Here is a 14691-nt window from a genome sequence, read left to right on the forward strand (position 1 = left end):
ATTTGTTTAAAATTGAATATTCGAAAAAAAATCAATTTAAATAAAATTTAACAATTCAAATTTTCAACTCACATTTTTTACTGATAAAACAAATATGGCTTTTAATTAAAAGTCATATTTTCAGCTACATAAGTCAAAACCAGACATAGTTCAATATGTTTATCAATTTTTCAAAAAATTGACATTTTAAAAACATTTTATATTTGTGGCAACAAAAAATCAACAAATGATGAAAAAAAAGCTACTGTATATGGCATTATTTGTCATGTTCATACACTTAAATGCACAGGTAGGGATCAAAACTCCAACTCCACAACATACTCTGCATGTCAACGGTTCACTTCAGGTAGTTAAAGATCTGAATGTAGGAGGAGATGACAGAACAAAGGGAAATTCAGGAAACAAAGGCGAGGTCTTAATGTCCAACGGAGCGGGAAATGCCCCGGTTTGGAAAACGATTGAATCTGAAAACTTTCTAAAGGTGGTGTATGTAGGAAACAAAACAAACATCAGTCCGGCAAGCGGAAGTTATACAGGTACCCATTCTACTCCGGTTAGTACTCATGAGAATTATTCACAAACCTATATTTTCAATGTGAGTAATAAAATTGATACGGCTTATTTAACTTATAATTCAACAACAGGTCTTTTCACAGTTGTAAAACCTGGATTTTATAATATTGTTCCTTATGCCACCTATGATCTCAATTTAAATCCATCAGGACAAACTGCAGGAACAGCTAATTCATACATACAAAAAGTTTCCCCCACACTCACAACGCTAGCAGGCATATCTACGGGCCATGGAGAACGTACAACGGGATTGAATCATAACCTTTCTTCCATTAACTTTTTTAATACAGGAGAAACCTTCAGAATACGCTGCCGCTATACTCAGGATTTCAGATTATCCAGCGGAAATATTCATATCTCATATCTGACTCCGTAAACAATGCAAACGTCAATCACTTCATTAACATTTCATATATTCAAAAACCCCACAGATTTCTCTTTGGGGTTTTATTTATTCATTTATGGTACAGGGAAGTATAAGAGTACTTGTCCGTTGACATCATATTTATAGGTCCAAGTTCTTTTCGATATTTTTGGGGGAACAGTGCTATTAGGATTTAATCTTTCAACAACAGATTCTTTTGTTCTGAAATTATTAGCAGATAAGCTTTTCTCATAGAAAACATCATTAATGAGATAAAGTTTTTTGAATGGATTTGCAGCATTATCAAAATCAGAATAAGTAGTAGTGGTTCGTTGATAAGTTACCCCATTTCCTGTTTCAAGCATCTCAGATTTGGTAAGGTTATTTTTGTCGTCATAATAATATGTTGTAGCATATTCAGTATTAGCTGCATTATTAAATTTTATAGACGTCTTTTCTACTCTATCCTGCCCATAGGTGTAAGTTTTTGTATATACTATGGGAGAATTCCCTGTGTCTTTATTAACATAATAATATTCAACTTTTTGGGGTCTGTTATTTTCCATGTAATACAGATATTCATCATGTTTGGAAATGCCAGCAAATTCTAAAACACTTACCTTTATTTTGTTATCATTATAAGATAATTGAGTAGTTAAATCGGAGAAAAACATGTTAAACATTTGAAAGAATACTGGCAAAAATCTTCCTTTAACATTGACTAAATTTCCGTTTTCATAAGTAAACTCATAGTATTCTTTAGGGTTAGGTACTGTTCCTACACCATCCGTATTATATACATAAGCTTTTTCTGTATGTACAATTGGAGATGGCGTATCTTCGGTCGTGTCATCACTGTTGCTGCAGGAAAACAAACTCAGCACAAGTGAAATGTAAAACAATTTTTTCATGGTTAGTTAGTTAGTCTATTTTTATAAAAATAAAAAATTTAATTTAAAGAAAAAGTATACACATTTCCACCTTCATTCTTCCCTTTCTCATCTGCAATCATTACTGTTTTATCATCAAGAAAAACAATAGCTTCTTTTTGCGAATTATGATTCAATGGAATTTTCTGAATTTTAGCAGAGCTGAAATCATTAGCAGTAAATCCGGTAAGGACGTGAACATTTTTATGGGTCAGCAATACAATCTTATCCTTCGTACTGTTGATGGTAGCTGAAGTAATGGCAGCATCATTATATCCACCCTGAAGTTTCAGTGTTCCTATTAGCTTTGCTTCAAAATCACCTTCTTTATTAGGCACCTGGAATACAAGGAAAGTCCCGTCAAAACCTTTGCTCCTGTTTTTGGTAAATAAATAAAAGTTACCATTCATTTCAACAAACGCCTCACAATCATACAAAAGATTTGATTTTTTTGGAGGAAATTCCGTCTGTCCCTGATAATGGAATTTCGTAGTCTGAACAACCCTGGTAGTACTTTGTCTGCTGTCTTTCAAATCTGTTTTTAAGATAGCAAGGTCCTGCCTGTTATTATCATTATTACCAAAATCCCCAATATAAATATTTCCCTGAGTATCTGATATGATATCTTCCCAGTCTGTATTTTCAGTACTTTCCACAGGTATCTTTGCCAGCATATCACCTTTATCACTCAGTCCGTATATTGCATTTTTATTTCCTCTGTCTTCTATTGCCCAGATCGTTTTCTTATCTTTTGACAAAGTAATTCCGGAAACTTCCTTCAACTTTTTAGGTAAGGAAAACTGAACTTTTAATTCGTCCTCATTAGTGGGAGAATTCTGAGCTTTCGGATTACAGCTCAATAAAAGCAAAGCAGGTAAAATAAGAAAACGTAACATAGGTATATTTTTATTTTTTTAATTGAATGTAAGAAGCATTAATTGTTCCAATCAGAAGTTATGAATGTTTTTTTGCCTTTTCCCAAAGGACATCCATTTCTTCCAGAGACATATCTGCCAACTTTAAATCCTGCTCTTCAGCAAGCCCTTCCATCTTTTGAAATCTTGAAATAAACTTAAGATTGGTTCTCTCCAGCGCAGAATCCGGATTGATTCCTGAAATTCTGGCATAATTGATCAGTGAGAAAAATACATCGCCAAGTTCCTGTTCTTTTTTATCAAGATCAGTCTCAGCATGAAACTCCTGAATCTCCTCATCTACTTTCTTCCATGCATCTTCTGCATCATGAAACTCAAAACCGATCCCTTTCACCTTATCCTGAATTCTATAGGCTTTTACCAGACTTGGAAGGCTTTTCGGTACTCCACCCAAAATAGATTTGTTTCCTTCTTTTAATTTTAATTTTTCCCAGTTCTGTTTCACTTCTTCTTCATCTTTCACCTCAACATCTCCGTAAATATGAGGATGACGGAAGATCAGCTTTTCATTAAGGGAATTGATAACATCTGCAATGTCAAAACTTTCTTTTTCCGAACCTATTTTAGCATAAAAAACCAAGTGAAGTAAAACATCACCCAATTCTTTTTTTACTTCCTGTAAATCTTCCTGTAAAATAGCATCTGAAAGTTCGTAGGTTTCTTCAAGGGTAAGATGGCGAAGGGACTGTAATGTCTGTTTCTGATCCCATGGACATTTTTCACGTAAATCATCCATAATATCCAGTAATCTTCCGAAGGCCTCCAGTTTCTCTTGTTTCGTATTCATAAATAATGGCAAATTCAATCTTATACAAATGTAAGGGTTATTTTGGGTCTGTGGTAGAGGTTTGAAGTGAAAATTTGGACGTTTATGGTTAATAGGATACGAGATACGGGGTTAGTGAGATTCGAGGTTTAAGGTTTAAGGTTTAAAGATAAAGATAAAGACGAAGCTTGAACTCAGCAGAAAATTTTGCTGATCCTTGCTCCCTGCTACCTAACATCTGCTTCCTGCTCCCTAATAAAAAACAAAAAACCTTGTCCGGAAATTCCAGACAAGGTTTTGTATTTTTAATTCAAAAATGAATTATCCTTGTTTTCTGTGTGTACTCTTAGGAGCTGATTTTGCAGCGGAAGTAGCTTTTACTTTTGGAGCAGCTGGTTTTTCTGCTTTTGGAGCTTTTTTAGCTTCTTTTTCAATGCTTACTTCTTCAGCCGGCTCACCTTCCAAAGTTTCAGGCTCTGCTTTTACAAAGCTATCCGGAGTGATATATCCTGCTTTATGAAGGATGTTGTACCACTGAGCCAATTTCTTAATGTCAGAAGAATATACTCTTTCTGTATCATAGTTAGGAAGTGATTCCAGCATAAAATCTTTCAAATCTGCATCAGAAGATTTGTGAGAAATTGTTTCCTTATAGTCGTTGTTTTTAGCAATATTTTCAAATACTTCAAACAAAGGAACTTCTTTCTCAAATGTAAACATGGCAATATTGTCCAATAAACTTACCTGGCTTGAGTTTCCAATGCTTACTTTTTTCTTGTTGGTAACATCTTCAATGATGAATCCGTTTCTTAATTGAGAAACTAATTTGAAAAGTCCTGGTTTTCCAGAAATTGAAATTATTTTTTCTAACAGCATAATTTTATTTTTTGTAAATTCTGCAATCAGCACTAGCTTTTTGCTTTTTATTATTCGTTTTAATCCTTATTTAATTATTTTGGAAATCTCATTTTGTAACCGATGTTCACATCCCCCTGAGAGATTTTAGTCAGCTTACCTTTTACGAGTTTCTTCTTCAGAGCACTCAGATGGTCGGTAAACAGAACTCCTTCAATGTGGTCATATTCATGCTGAATTACGCGGGCTCTAATATCGGAAAAAGTTTCTGTATGTTTCACAAAATTTTCGTCATAATATTCAATAACGATTGTACCCTTTCTTTTCACATCTTCTCTTACATCAGGAATAGAAAGACAGCCCTCATTGAACTTCCATTCTTCCCCTGATTCTTCAAGAATCTGTGCATTAATGAATACTTTTTTGAACTCCGCCAACTCGTCTTTAATATCTTCATAATCCTCATCTTCTGCAAGAGGCGTTACATCTATTACAAACAGACGGATATCCAAACCAATCTGTGGCGCTGCAAGACCTATGCCATTTGCGCTGTACATGGTTTCGAACATGTTATCTATCAGTTCCTGTAATTCGGGATAATCTTTGTCTATATCTTTTCCTACTTTTCTCAAAACAGGATCCCCAAAAGCTCTTATCGGTAATATCATTTTAATCTTTGTTCTAAAAAATTCTGCAATATAATTGTTGCACTTACTTTATCTATTAATCCTTTTTCCTGCCTCTTTTTCTTGTTTTTTCCACTTTGGGAAATAAAAAATGAAGCCATTTTGGAGGTAAACCTTTCATCAAAACGGTGAACTGCAATATCCGAAAATTCTTTTTTAAATTCTTCTATGAATTTTAAAATATCGGTTTCCACTTCTGAAACATTTCCTTTCAAATCTATGGGAAGCCCAACTACCACTTCATCTACCTTGTTTTCATTGAAATATTTTTTCAAAAATTCCATTAAAAAACGGTTCTCTACAGTCTCCAGTCCACTGGCTATAATCTGCATATCATCGGTTGCAGCGATACCACAACGAGCCTTTCCGTAGTCTATTGCAAGGATTTGTCCCATAAGTTTGCAAATTTAGTAAAATTTACTGATTTTATTCATAACGCAGTTTTTTTATATAAATCATGTTTTATTCCATTATTTTTTTTATAATTTTAATCTTCCAAAAAACAATTATATGAAGAAACTCATCCTCGTTAGACATGCAAAAAGCGACTGGCCGGAGGAAACGGAGGACTTTGACAGACCTTTGGCAGACAAAGGTTTGGAGGATGCTATGCACATGTCCAGATTCCTGAAAAGCAATAATATTTCTATAGACCATTTTGTATCGAGCCCCGCGGTTCGTGCACTGAATACCTGTAAAATCTTTAATCAGGCCTATCAGCTGAACTGTTCTACTGATGAAAAACTATATAACCCTTCGGAAAGAAGCTTTGAATCTGTAATTTATGATCTGGATGACAACCTGAATTCAGTTGCGTTCTTCTCTCACAATAATGGAATTTCCAATTTTGCCAATTCCATTTCTGAGGATATTTTCCATTTTCCCACTTGCGGAGTTGCCGGTTTTGAAGTAGACTGTGAATCCTGGGCAGAATTCGACGGTGCTAAAAAGAAACTACTCTTCTTTTATGAGCCAGGGAAGATATAACTTCATCTCTTTATTTTTTTATGTACCCCTATTAATCCTTCTTTTCTCATGTCAGAAACAGAAGAAAACCTACTATGAATCTATTGCACTGAATGATATAAAGCTTTCCTCTTCTCCCAAACCCGGAAGCTGGCGGTATAATCATAATGAACATTTCCAGACATTGGAAGATTTTCAGAAATTAAAAAAGATAAAACCTGAGCCTGGAAAGAACACCATTTATCTGCAGCCGATCGGACAATTTGATGAACTTCAGAAAAAAGAAATAGCACTTGCCCAACAATATCTGAAAACCTATTTTCAGCTGGAAACAAAGGTACTTCCTGTTTTACCCAACACAATATTTCCTGAAAAGGTTAAAAGAATTTCAAAAGAAGGACAGGAACAGATTCTTGCAGGATATGTTTTAGACAGTATTCTGATTAAAAAGAAACCGAAAGATGCATTGGTACTGATGGGAATCACAGAGCAAGATCTTTTTCCAAAACCGGAATGGAACTACGTTTTCGGACTGGCTTCATATGAGGATGGCGTGGGAGTAACCTCGATGTACAGATTTGCCAGAGGTCAATTAACAGATTCTAATTTTAATGAAAGTCTTTTAAGACTAATAAAAATCAGTTCACATGAGATTGGCCATATGTTTGGAATTAGTCATTGTCTGAATGCCAACTGTGCGATGAACGGCACTAATTCATTACCCGAAACAGATTATCATCTTGCCAGAGCCTGCTCGCTCTGCCAGAGAAAACTGAATTCAAGTATCCATTATGACAATAAGAAAAGACTTCTTGAGCTGAAAAATTTCTTTGAAAAGCTACATCTTAACACAGAACTTACTTTAGCCAATCAGGATCTGAATCTTGTAAAATAAACCAATATTTGTTGTACCGGCTGCATATTCCCCTCCATTGGAGGGGGTGGCAAAAAATTTATTTTTTGACGGGGTGGCTAGCTTCGGCTAAAGCCATTATCGTGGTAAAAATGAAAAAAACGAGCTAAAGCCCGTTTCTATTGAATATCTTTTGCGATTTCATTTTTTATTTTCTTTTCAAATCCAGATCATCAAAATCAAAACTGAAATCTGTCACATCAGAGATTGCTTTCAATCTAGCAGATTCTGCTTTTCCGTTTTCATCATAATTGAAAATAATATAAGCATCTGCATCATAGCTTCTGTCATCCCATTTGATAATGAAGGAATTGTTGGAATAAGGAAGTAACTCGCCTTTTAATCTTGGAGAGTTTTTGCATGAGATTCTGTAGGTATTTCCCTGCTGAACAATTTCCACATCACCAAACCAGGCATCATTGTATGTTCCTGTGAACTGTTCTGCTTTTGGCTGAAGTGATTTTTCTTTTTTGAATACTTCAGATTTTGCAAAGGCATCTTTTTTCTGTTTGTTGAATTCAGCCTCCATTTTAGACATTCTGTCGCCGTATGTTTTCAGCCAGTTTCTGTCTGCTACCCCAAGGTAAGAATCTTTCACCGTATTGGTAATTGTATTGAAAGCCGCTCCTGACTGTTGATTGGTCAATACTACGATTCCCAGCTTCATATCCGGAATTAAGGTAAACTGAGTAACAGTTCCGATCAATCCTCCTGTATGCTGTACCTGTTTGTGTCCTTTAACATCACTCAGAAACCATCCTAAACCATATCCGTAAAAACTTGTATCATACGGATTTTTTGCAGCTACTCTATCCGGAATCTGCAGACTCCAAAGTTGTTGAACATTCTTATCAGAAACCAGTTTTTTCCCATCTTTAGTGGTAAAATTATTCAATAGACATTCTGCCCAGGTTGTCATATCTTTGATATTACTCATGATTCCTCCAGCAGCATTGGCAGTCTCATTCCAGTCGTGAGGAACAGCAATTGCTTTTCCGTCTACAGGAGCATGTGCATCAATTTTGTTTGCTGTAGCTTTTGCTCTGTTATAGCTTCCGAAGCTTGAAGTCATTCCTACAGGCTTCATAATTCTTTGCTCAATAAATTCTGCCCAGCTTAATCCGGAAACTCTGTGAATCACTTCCCCAGCCACAATAAACATGATATTGTTATAATCCAATTTTGTTCTGAAAGGATTTTCCGGTTTAAGATATCTCACATTATGCACAATATCATTAACGGTTAAATTTCCTCCTTCCGGAAAAAACATAAGATCTCCCTGTCCTAGTCCTAATCCTGCTCTATGTGTGATAAGATCTTTAATGGTAACATTTTGCGAAACGTAAGGATCGTACATTTGAAACTCAGGAATATATTTTGAAACTTTATCATCCCAGTTCAGCTTTCCTTCATCTGCTAAAATGGCTAATGCTGTGCAGGTAAAGCCTTTTGAGTTGGAAGCAATCCCAACTAGCGTATTGTCATCCATCGGCTGCTTTGTTGTAAGAGAACGTACACCAAACCCTTTGGAATAGATCATTTTTCCATCTTTCACAATTCCTACTGACATTCCCGGTACATCAAAGGTTTTCAGGGTATTTTGGATCAGTTCATCCAGTTTTTTTTCTTCTACCTGCGCATTGGCCAATCCAACGGTCAAAAGAAAAATGAAAAAAGAAAGTTTCTGTTTCATTGTTTATTTTAATTTTCCCAAATTTACTAAATATTACGCATGCTAATTTTAGCCGTGCTAAAACTTTACGATAAATCAGCAGTATTCATGAAAAAGCCTATTTGTATCTGTATTTTCTCTTTTTTCGCAATCAGTGGTAAAGCCCAGGACAGAACTTCCAATCCTTTGCTTTTACAGACCTGGAATCTTAGTAAAATGGATACCTATATTTATACTTATGAAAAACAGGATGGTTTTGAGGCAAGAAGAGAAGGAATAAGATTTCAGAAAAATGGAAAAATCACAGGAAATCTGATTAAATCTACCTTAAGATATGATTCCTTAGAAGAACCTGCAAATAAAAAAAATGAAAAGCCAGACCGTTATATCGGGAGCTGGAGAAAAGCTTCTGATTCTACAGTGACATTAGTTTTCCCGTCTAATACCAATATGACCGGTACTTTTGTTATTTCAAAACTTACAGAAAATCAACTGAAATTAAAAAAGGTTTTCAGTGCAGATATTGAAAAGAAAATGGATTCTATCAGAAAAACAAAAAATATTACTGATTAGGATCTCCTGTGAATTGATAAAAGCTTCTTTATATTTGCAGTCTTAAAAAATAGTAAAATGACAGTTAACAGATTATTGACTTTCTTCTTATTGATGATAAGCTGTAATTTATACTTTTCTCAGGATGTAACCATCAAAGACGATAAAGTTTTACTGGATGGAAAACAAATCCTGAAAGCTGAAAAGATCAATGTAGCACAATATTCATTTTTCTCCATGAAAGATGATGAGGAAGTTCTTCTTTACAGATATATGGATAATGAAACGCCAAGTTATGTAAGTGATGATTATTTTATCCTGAATTTTCTGACAGAAAAGGTAAAGGTAGAATCTACTGATATTGCTAAAATTGCCAATTTTATGAATTCCAAAAAAGGGATGGAAAAGCTGGTGAAATGGTTATTGAAAGAAAGAGTCATTAATCATGACGGAGAACTGAATCCCGACCGTGTAGCCATTTTCAAAGATAAATACAACGAAAATATTACTGAAAGAACAATTAGATAATGACCAAAGTCCTTCTCCTTTCCGACTCTCATTCTTATATTGATGACAGAATTCTGGAATATGCTTCTCAGGCTGATGAAGTATGGCATTGCGGAGATTTCGGAAGTATGGATGTGATTGAACAGCTGGAAAAAATAAAACCATTAAAAGGAGTTTACGGAAATATTGATAATGCTAAAATTCAGGCTGAATTTCCGGAAGTGAACCGTTTCTTTTGTGAAAAACTGGAAGTTCTGATGATCCACATCGGAGGTTATCCGGGAAAATATACTCCACTTACAAAAAAAGAAATTGCAGAAAAAGCTCCGAAATTATTTATTTCAGGACACTCTCATATTCTAAAAGCAATGTATGACGAGAAAAACAGTCTTCTTCATCTGAACCCAGGAGCTTGTGGTAAACAGGGCTGGCATAAAGTAAGAACTATGATGCGATTTGTGGTAGACGGTGAAGAAATTAAAGATCTGGAGGTCATTGAACTGGGACCAAGAGCCTGACGGGGTGAGAGGATTTGAGAATTTGAGAGTTTGTGTTCATCCATTTTACTTTCTACCTTTGCAGAAACATTGGGTTCAGATAAGTCTTAAAAATTATGAAGATCGGCGATAAGGTTTCGGTAGTAGATGAAGATTTAAGCGGAGTAATTACTTCCGTGAAAGGAAATTTTGTCTTTTTTAAAGATGAATATGGTTTTACTCATCAATACCACAAAGAAAAACTGGTTCCTAAAGATGCTGATCTTTATGAAAATATCAGAGTCGTAAGAAAAACAGAACCTAAAAAAATTATTTCTAAAAAACATCAGAAAAATCATTTGGTTTTAGACCTTCATTTTCATAATTTGGTAAAGAATCCTAATGATTATGACAGTTTTGAAAGATTGTTTATTCAAAAGGAAAAACTGATTGAAGTGATTGAGTTTTGCAGAAAAAACAACCTGAAGAGACTGGAAATTGTTCACGGCATTGGTGACGGGACTTTGCAGAGGATGGTTCGGGATGTATTGGAAAGCCAGGTTAATATTGATTTTTATAATAAGGAAATACTTCACCATCAATCGGGTGCGGTAATGGTAGAATTTCACTAAATTTGCAGGAATTGAAATATGAACGTACTTAATTTACTTTTTACCAAAGACGGATTGATTTGCCAGATTGTTAAAAACAAAAACATTCTGGAGGAAAAGTCTTATTTCGTTACTGAAGAGACACCGGCCAATCTTATTGACCAAAAGCTGGATGAAGTTCTTATAAAGCAGCGCTATGACGAAATCCATGTGATTTCAGCATTGAATCATTTTACCCTGATGCCGGAAGGTTTTTCCGAGCATGATGCAGGATTTGATCTGATTGCTTTCAACGCTCCTACCGACAGAGAGAAGGAAGAGCTGATGCTTTCTATCAACAAAAAATTCAATATTCAGTTTTATTATACTTTCCCGAAAAACTACTATAAGAAAATAAAAGAGCTGGCAATACCGGTTCATTTTAATTTCTCCGGAGAAAAGTTTCTAAGTTCGATCAATAATAAAACCAATAAGGAAATTCATATCAATCTTTATCACAATCAATGTGAGTTTTTTGCGATTGATAATAAGAAAATTATTCTTTATAATAATCTGGATGTCAACTCAGAAGTAGATTTTCTTTATTTCATCATGTTTACATTGAGTAAAATAGGTTTCGGAATCAATGAAACCAGCTTTTATGCTTATGGCGAAACCACGGAAAATGAAACTTTCATTTCTGAACTTCAGAAATTTGTTAAAAATCTGAAAATTGTCTTTGACAATATTCCCAATAAGAATTTTATATTAAATTAAAAAAGGTACTGCGCTGGCAGTACCTTTTTTTGTCTTCATTATTTTTATATCTAGAATAATGTGTATCCCAGGATAATTGAAAAGTTTTGATAAGATGTATCTTGCTGATCCACCTTAAGCAGGTCTCTTTTTGTATGTACATTAAATTCAATACTATATTTGTCATTGTATTTATACCCTATTCCAAGGCCTAAATTCATTCCGGGTTCAACATTATAATTTTCCTTAGCATAGTTATATATCTCATATTTCACTTCTGAATCTCCCATTGGAACATCAAATATCACTGACGCATTAAAAAACAGCCTTGATTTTTCATTCAAAAATGCATAATATCTTACTCCTACAGGAATTTCAATAGACGAGTACTTTACCGAAGATTTATTTGATACTTTTTCGCCCAAAATAGTATTTGTAAATACTTCTTTATCTGCTTTAAAATATTGATAGGTAGGTTCTGCAATAATTGACCATTTGCTATTATTGAACGGCAGGACAAACTCTGCCTCAACTCCCATTCTAAAATTAGTTTGACTTCCATAATCAGAATCAAAAACATTATTAAGTGCCTTATTCTTAATATCTAAAGATGAAAAATTAATTCCGGGTCTTACAGACAAATGGAATATTTTTTTATTTGTTCTTTTTTCATCAAAACTTTTATAATCTTCATTTCCACAAGTATTCAACTTAATAAAAACACTTTTTAAGCTGCTCTCTCTGTATTCTACATTTGAAAATTGGGAACCAGTAGTATTACCACAATCCGATAGACTTTTTAATTGATTTTGATACGTATTATTTTTTCCCACCTGGGAACTCGATATCTGGTATCTTTTAAATATCAGAGGTTCTATTCCATCTTCTTTTTGATAGAAAAAGCGCTCAAGATACTCACTGGCATATTTGTACAGCGTATATTTCCCTTCGATAACCGTTTTAAGAAGCACTGTCTTTTTAGTAAAATGAGGTTTTTCATCCTCTGTTAAAGCATTGATGTCATCGCTGGACATATCAACATTCACTTCGGCTTTTACATATTTCACTTTGCCTTCAATCTCAAAACTTTTAATGTTGTCAATAGCATATGTTTTAACAGAAAGGTTATTTTCCTGTTTAAAGGTAATCTGAGAAGGAGAGTCTTTCCAATCAAGATTCTTTATCAACCCTTCAATTTTCTCTCCAGTGCTATTGATTACATAGCCTTTTTCAAAATTATTCTGTGCAGATAATGTTAAACTTAGAACGACACTGAACAAAAATGTGTAAAATGATTTATTCATGATTATTATTTTTCAAGGCGCAAAAATAGGCATTCTCCCGAAATAAAAAATAATTACGTATTGGTTCTTTTTTATTTGTCAACATTTAGTAATTTCGCTGTCAATAATAATTTCAGTATGTTCAGAATTATATCAGGCAAATGGAAAGCCAAAAAAATTGCAGCTCCTAAAAACTTTGAAGTAAGACCTACCACCGATTTTGCGAAAGAGGCTTTATTCAGCATTCTGGAAAACAAATATGATATGCAGTCGATTTCCGTACTTGATCTTTTTGCAGGTATTGGTTCTATTACCTTTGAATTTGCTTCCAGAGGGTGTCAGAATGTTACTTCTGTGGAACTGAATCCAAAGCATACCGCATTTATCAACTCTACTGCCTCTGAACTTGATATGGCACTTCAGATCAATGTACAGAGAGGAGATGTCTTTGACTGGCTTAAAAAATTCAGAAATAAGAAATCTTTTGAAATTGTTTTCTCTGATGCTCCTTTTGAAATGGAAGAGAAAAAATACCACGAGCTCATTTCTCTGGTTTTAAACAATAAATACCTGAAGGAAAACGGGGTTCTGATAGTAGAGCACCAAAGTCGTATGAAGCTCGACCATCCCAATTTAATAGATACCCGAAAATACGGAAACGTAAGTTTCAGTTTTTTTGAACCGAATAAAGAAGATAATCAGGAACTCTAATTCCTGATTATTTTTTTTGATATTACAGGCGATTTTTCACCCCATTTTGTTATTGCTTCTAAAACGGGTAAAAGTGTCTTTCCAAAGTCTGTTAATTCGTATTCTACCACTAAAGGAGGTTTTTCCGTAAAAACTTTTCTGTCCACAATTCCGTCTTCTTCCAATTGTTTTAGCTGTAAACTCAATGTTCTTTCCGTAATGGTAGGAATAGACTTTCTTATCTCGTTATAACGCTTAGCCCCACCAATAAGATGATGTAAAATTACTGCTTTCCACTTCCCTCCTATAAATTTCATCGTGACGCTTGTACAGCAGGGATACGATTTATTATCTATTGTATACATTTTATACTATCCTTTTTTACCGTTATTGCAAAGTTAAGAAACTTAAATTACTTTTGCAACTATAAAAATGATAGTATAAAATTATGAACTTTTTAGACCAAATGAAAAACAGGTATACTGTAAAAAAGTATAATCCACAGGGAAAAATCAGTGAAGAACAAATTGCAACGCTTCAGGAGATCTTAAATTTAAGTCCTTCCTCCATCAACAGTCAGCCATGGAATTTTATTTTCGTGAATGATCCTGAACTGAAAAAACAATTAGGTGATAAGTCTTATTTTAATAAAGAAAAAGTTTTAGATAGCAGTCATATAATTGTCTTTCAGGTGATCAAAAACGTAGAAAACTTTGAAAAGCAAATTGAAGAAAACCTTCCAGAAGGTTCTGTTAATTATTACCGAACTATGGTAAAACCTAAGGGAGAAGATGCGATAAAATCATGGCTTGGCCATCAGGTATATTTATCTTTAGGAGTACTTTTATCTGCATGCGCAGCAATAGGAATAGATTCTACTCCAATGGAAGGCATTGAACCTGAAGGATATGATGCTGTTCTGAATAATGAAAAATACGAGACGTTATTTGCTGTAGCCATCGGGGAAAGAGATGAAGCAGATGCCAATCAGCCTAAATTCAATCCGAAGAAAAGACTGAATGCTGAAAAAGTAATTGTAGAAGCGTAATTTTAAACACGAATTCACGATCTCTTTCACAGCAAACACCAATGAAATTGCACATTATTTCCCCACAGAGGACACAGATTTTTAGTCACCTTTTAATTTTAAAAGCATTATTATCTGTGGAATCTGTGAA

19 protein-coding genes are annotated in these 14691 nt (G+C 34.3%); 10 read left to right on the top strand and 9 right to left on the bottom strand.

Annotated elements, in window-relative coordinates; all coding sequences use genetic code 11:
* Nucleotides 1-226 precede the first annotated feature (226 nt).
* A complete protein-coding gene (locus REB14_RS07480; protein WP_079240435.1) occupies nt 227-949 on the top strand; it encodes a hypothetical protein in 723 nt (240 codons plus the stop codon).
* An 83-nt stretch (nt 950-1032) separates the two neighbouring features.
* Here REB14_RS07480 and REB14_RS07485 read toward each other — a convergent pair whose 3' ends face one another.
* The 6 genes from REB14_RS07485 to ruvX all read right to left on the bottom strand — a co-directional run bounded on the left by REB14_RS07485 (nt 1033) and on the right by ruvX (nt 5503).
* Nucleotides 1033-1848, bottom strand: coding sequence for a hypothetical protein (locus REB14_RS07485; protein ID WP_309521887.1), 816 nt, complete (start codon nt 1846-1848; stop codon nt 1033-1035).
* A 38-nt stretch (nt 1849-1886) separates the two neighbouring features.
* Nucleotides 1887-2762, bottom strand: coding sequence for an SdiA-regulated domain-containing protein (locus tag REB14_RS07490; protein ID WP_309521888.1), 876 nt, complete (start codon nt 2760-2762; stop codon nt 1887-1889).
* Nucleotides 2763-2820: 58 nt separating this feature from the next.
* Nucleotides 2821-3588, bottom strand: a complete 768-nt coding sequence (mazG, locus tag REB14_RS07495) for a nucleoside triphosphate pyrophosphohydrolase (protein WP_079240432.1) — start codon at nt 3586-3588, stop codon at nt 2821-2823.
* A gap of 300 nt (nt 3589-3888) precedes the next feature.
* Nucleotides 3889-4443 (bottom strand): DUF5606 family protein, encoded by a 555-nt coding sequence (locus tag REB14_RS07500; RefSeq protein ID WP_034693379.1) that lies wholly within the window; start codon nt 4441-4443, stop codon nt 3889-3891.
* 74 nt (nt 4444-4517) lie between these two features.
* Nucleotides 4518-5090 (bottom strand): peptide deformylase, encoded by a 573-nt coding sequence (gene def / locus REB14_RS07505; protein ID WP_034693378.1) that lies wholly within the window; start codon nt 5088-5090, stop codon nt 4518-4520.
* Complete coding sequence (gene ruvX / locus REB14_RS07510) at nt 5087-5503, bottom strand: Holliday junction resolvase RuvX (protein WP_309521889.1); 417 nt, start codon at nt 5501-5503, stop codon at nt 5087-5089. Before ruvX ends, def begins: the two co-directional genes overlap by 4 nt.
* Nucleotides 5504-5618: 115 nt before the next feature.
* Between ruvX and REB14_RS07515 the strand changes: the two genes are divergently transcribed.
* Entirely contained in the window at nt 5619-6095 is a 477-nt protein-coding gene (locus REB14_RS07515) for a SixA phosphatase family protein (RefSeq protein WP_079240431.1), read from the top strand.
* Entirely contained in the window at nt 6076-6969 is an 894-nt protein-coding gene (locus REB14_RS07520) for an archaemetzincin (RefSeq protein ID WP_309521890.1), read from the top strand. The genes REB14_RS07515 and REB14_RS07520 overlap by 20 nt, the downstream gene beginning before the upstream one ends.
* A 166-nt stretch (nt 6970-7135) precedes the next feature.
* Here the strand turns inward: REB14_RS07520 and REB14_RS07525 are convergent, their stop codons facing one another.
* Complete coding sequence (locus REB14_RS07525; protein WP_079240429.1) at nt 7136-8680, bottom strand: serine hydrolase; 1545 nt, start codon at nt 8678-8680, stop codon at nt 7136-7138.
* A gap of 87 nt (nt 8681-8767) precedes the next feature.
* Between REB14_RS07525 and REB14_RS07530 the strand changes: the two genes are divergently transcribed.
* The 5 genes from REB14_RS07530 (at nt 8768) to REB14_RS07550 (ending at nt 11561) form a co-directional block, all read left to right on the top strand.
* Complete coding sequence (locus tag REB14_RS07530; protein ID WP_145953200.1) at nt 8768-9232, top strand: hypothetical protein; 465 nt, start codon at nt 8768-8770, stop codon at nt 9230-9232.
* A gap of 57 nt (nt 9233-9289) precedes the next feature.
* Nucleotides 9290-9739 (top strand): hypothetical protein, encoded by a 450-nt coding sequence (locus REB14_RS07535; protein ID WP_079240427.1) that lies wholly within the window; start codon nt 9290-9292, stop codon nt 9737-9739.
* The gene (locus tag REB14_RS07540) at nt 9739-10236 is read left to right on the top strand and encodes a metallophosphoesterase family protein (protein ID WP_079240426.1); all 498 of its coding nucleotides are present in this window, start codon (nt 9739-9741) and stop codon (nt 10234-10236) included. The genes REB14_RS07535 and REB14_RS07540 overlap by 1 nt, the downstream gene beginning before the upstream one ends.
* A gap of 95 nt (nt 10237-10331) precedes the next feature.
* Nucleotides 10332-10826, top strand: coding sequence for a Smr/MutS family protein (locus REB14_RS07545; protein WP_079240425.1), 495 nt, complete (start codon nt 10332-10334; stop codon nt 10824-10826).
* Nucleotides 10827-10844: 18 nt separating this feature from the next.
* Nucleotides 10845-11561 (top strand): DUF3822 family protein, encoded by a 717-nt coding sequence (locus REB14_RS07550; RefSeq protein ID WP_309521891.1) that lies wholly within the window; start codon nt 10845-10847, stop codon nt 11559-11561.
* Between the two features lie 50 nt (nt 11562-11611).
* Here REB14_RS07550 and REB14_RS07555 read toward each other — a convergent pair whose 3' ends face one another.
* The gene (locus tag REB14_RS07555; RefSeq protein ID WP_079240423.1) at nt 11612-12844 is read right to left on the bottom strand and encodes an outer membrane beta-barrel protein; all 1233 of its coding nucleotides are present in this window, start codon (nt 12842-12844) and stop codon (nt 11612-11614) included.
* Between the two features lie 117 nt (nt 12845-12961).
* Here REB14_RS07555 and REB14_RS07560 point away from each other — a divergent pair, with 117 nt between their 5' ends.
* Nucleotides 12962-13534 carry an RsmD family RNA methyltransferase gene (locus tag REB14_RS07560; protein WP_079240422.1) on the top strand — a complete coding sequence of 191 codons (573 nt, stop codon included), beginning with the start codon at nt 12962-12964 and terminating at the stop codon, nt 13532-13534.
* On the opposite strand, the gene REB14_RS07565 is transcribed toward REB14_RS07560, so the two are convergent.
* Nucleotides 13531-13878 (bottom strand): winged helix-turn-helix transcriptional regulator, encoded by a 348-nt coding sequence (locus REB14_RS07565; RefSeq protein WP_079240421.1) that lies wholly within the window; start codon nt 13876-13878, stop codon nt 13531-13533. The genes REB14_RS07560 and REB14_RS07565 overlap by 4 nt on opposite strands.
* A gap of 83 nt (nt 13879-13961) precedes the next feature.
* On the opposite strand from REB14_RS07565, the gene REB14_RS07570 reads away from it, so the two are divergent.
* The gene (locus tag REB14_RS07570) at nt 13962-14561 is read left to right on the top strand and encodes a nitroreductase family protein (protein ID WP_079240420.1); all 600 of its coding nucleotides are present in this window, start codon (nt 13962-13964) and stop codon (nt 14559-14561) included.
* Nucleotides 14562-14691 lie beyond the last annotated feature (130 nt).

Source organism: Chryseobacterium metallicongregator, from assembly GCF_031324065.1.
Classification (GTDB): domain Bacteria; phylum Bacteroidota; class Bacteroidia; order Flavobacteriales; family Weeksellaceae; genus Chryseobacterium; species Chryseobacterium metallicongregator.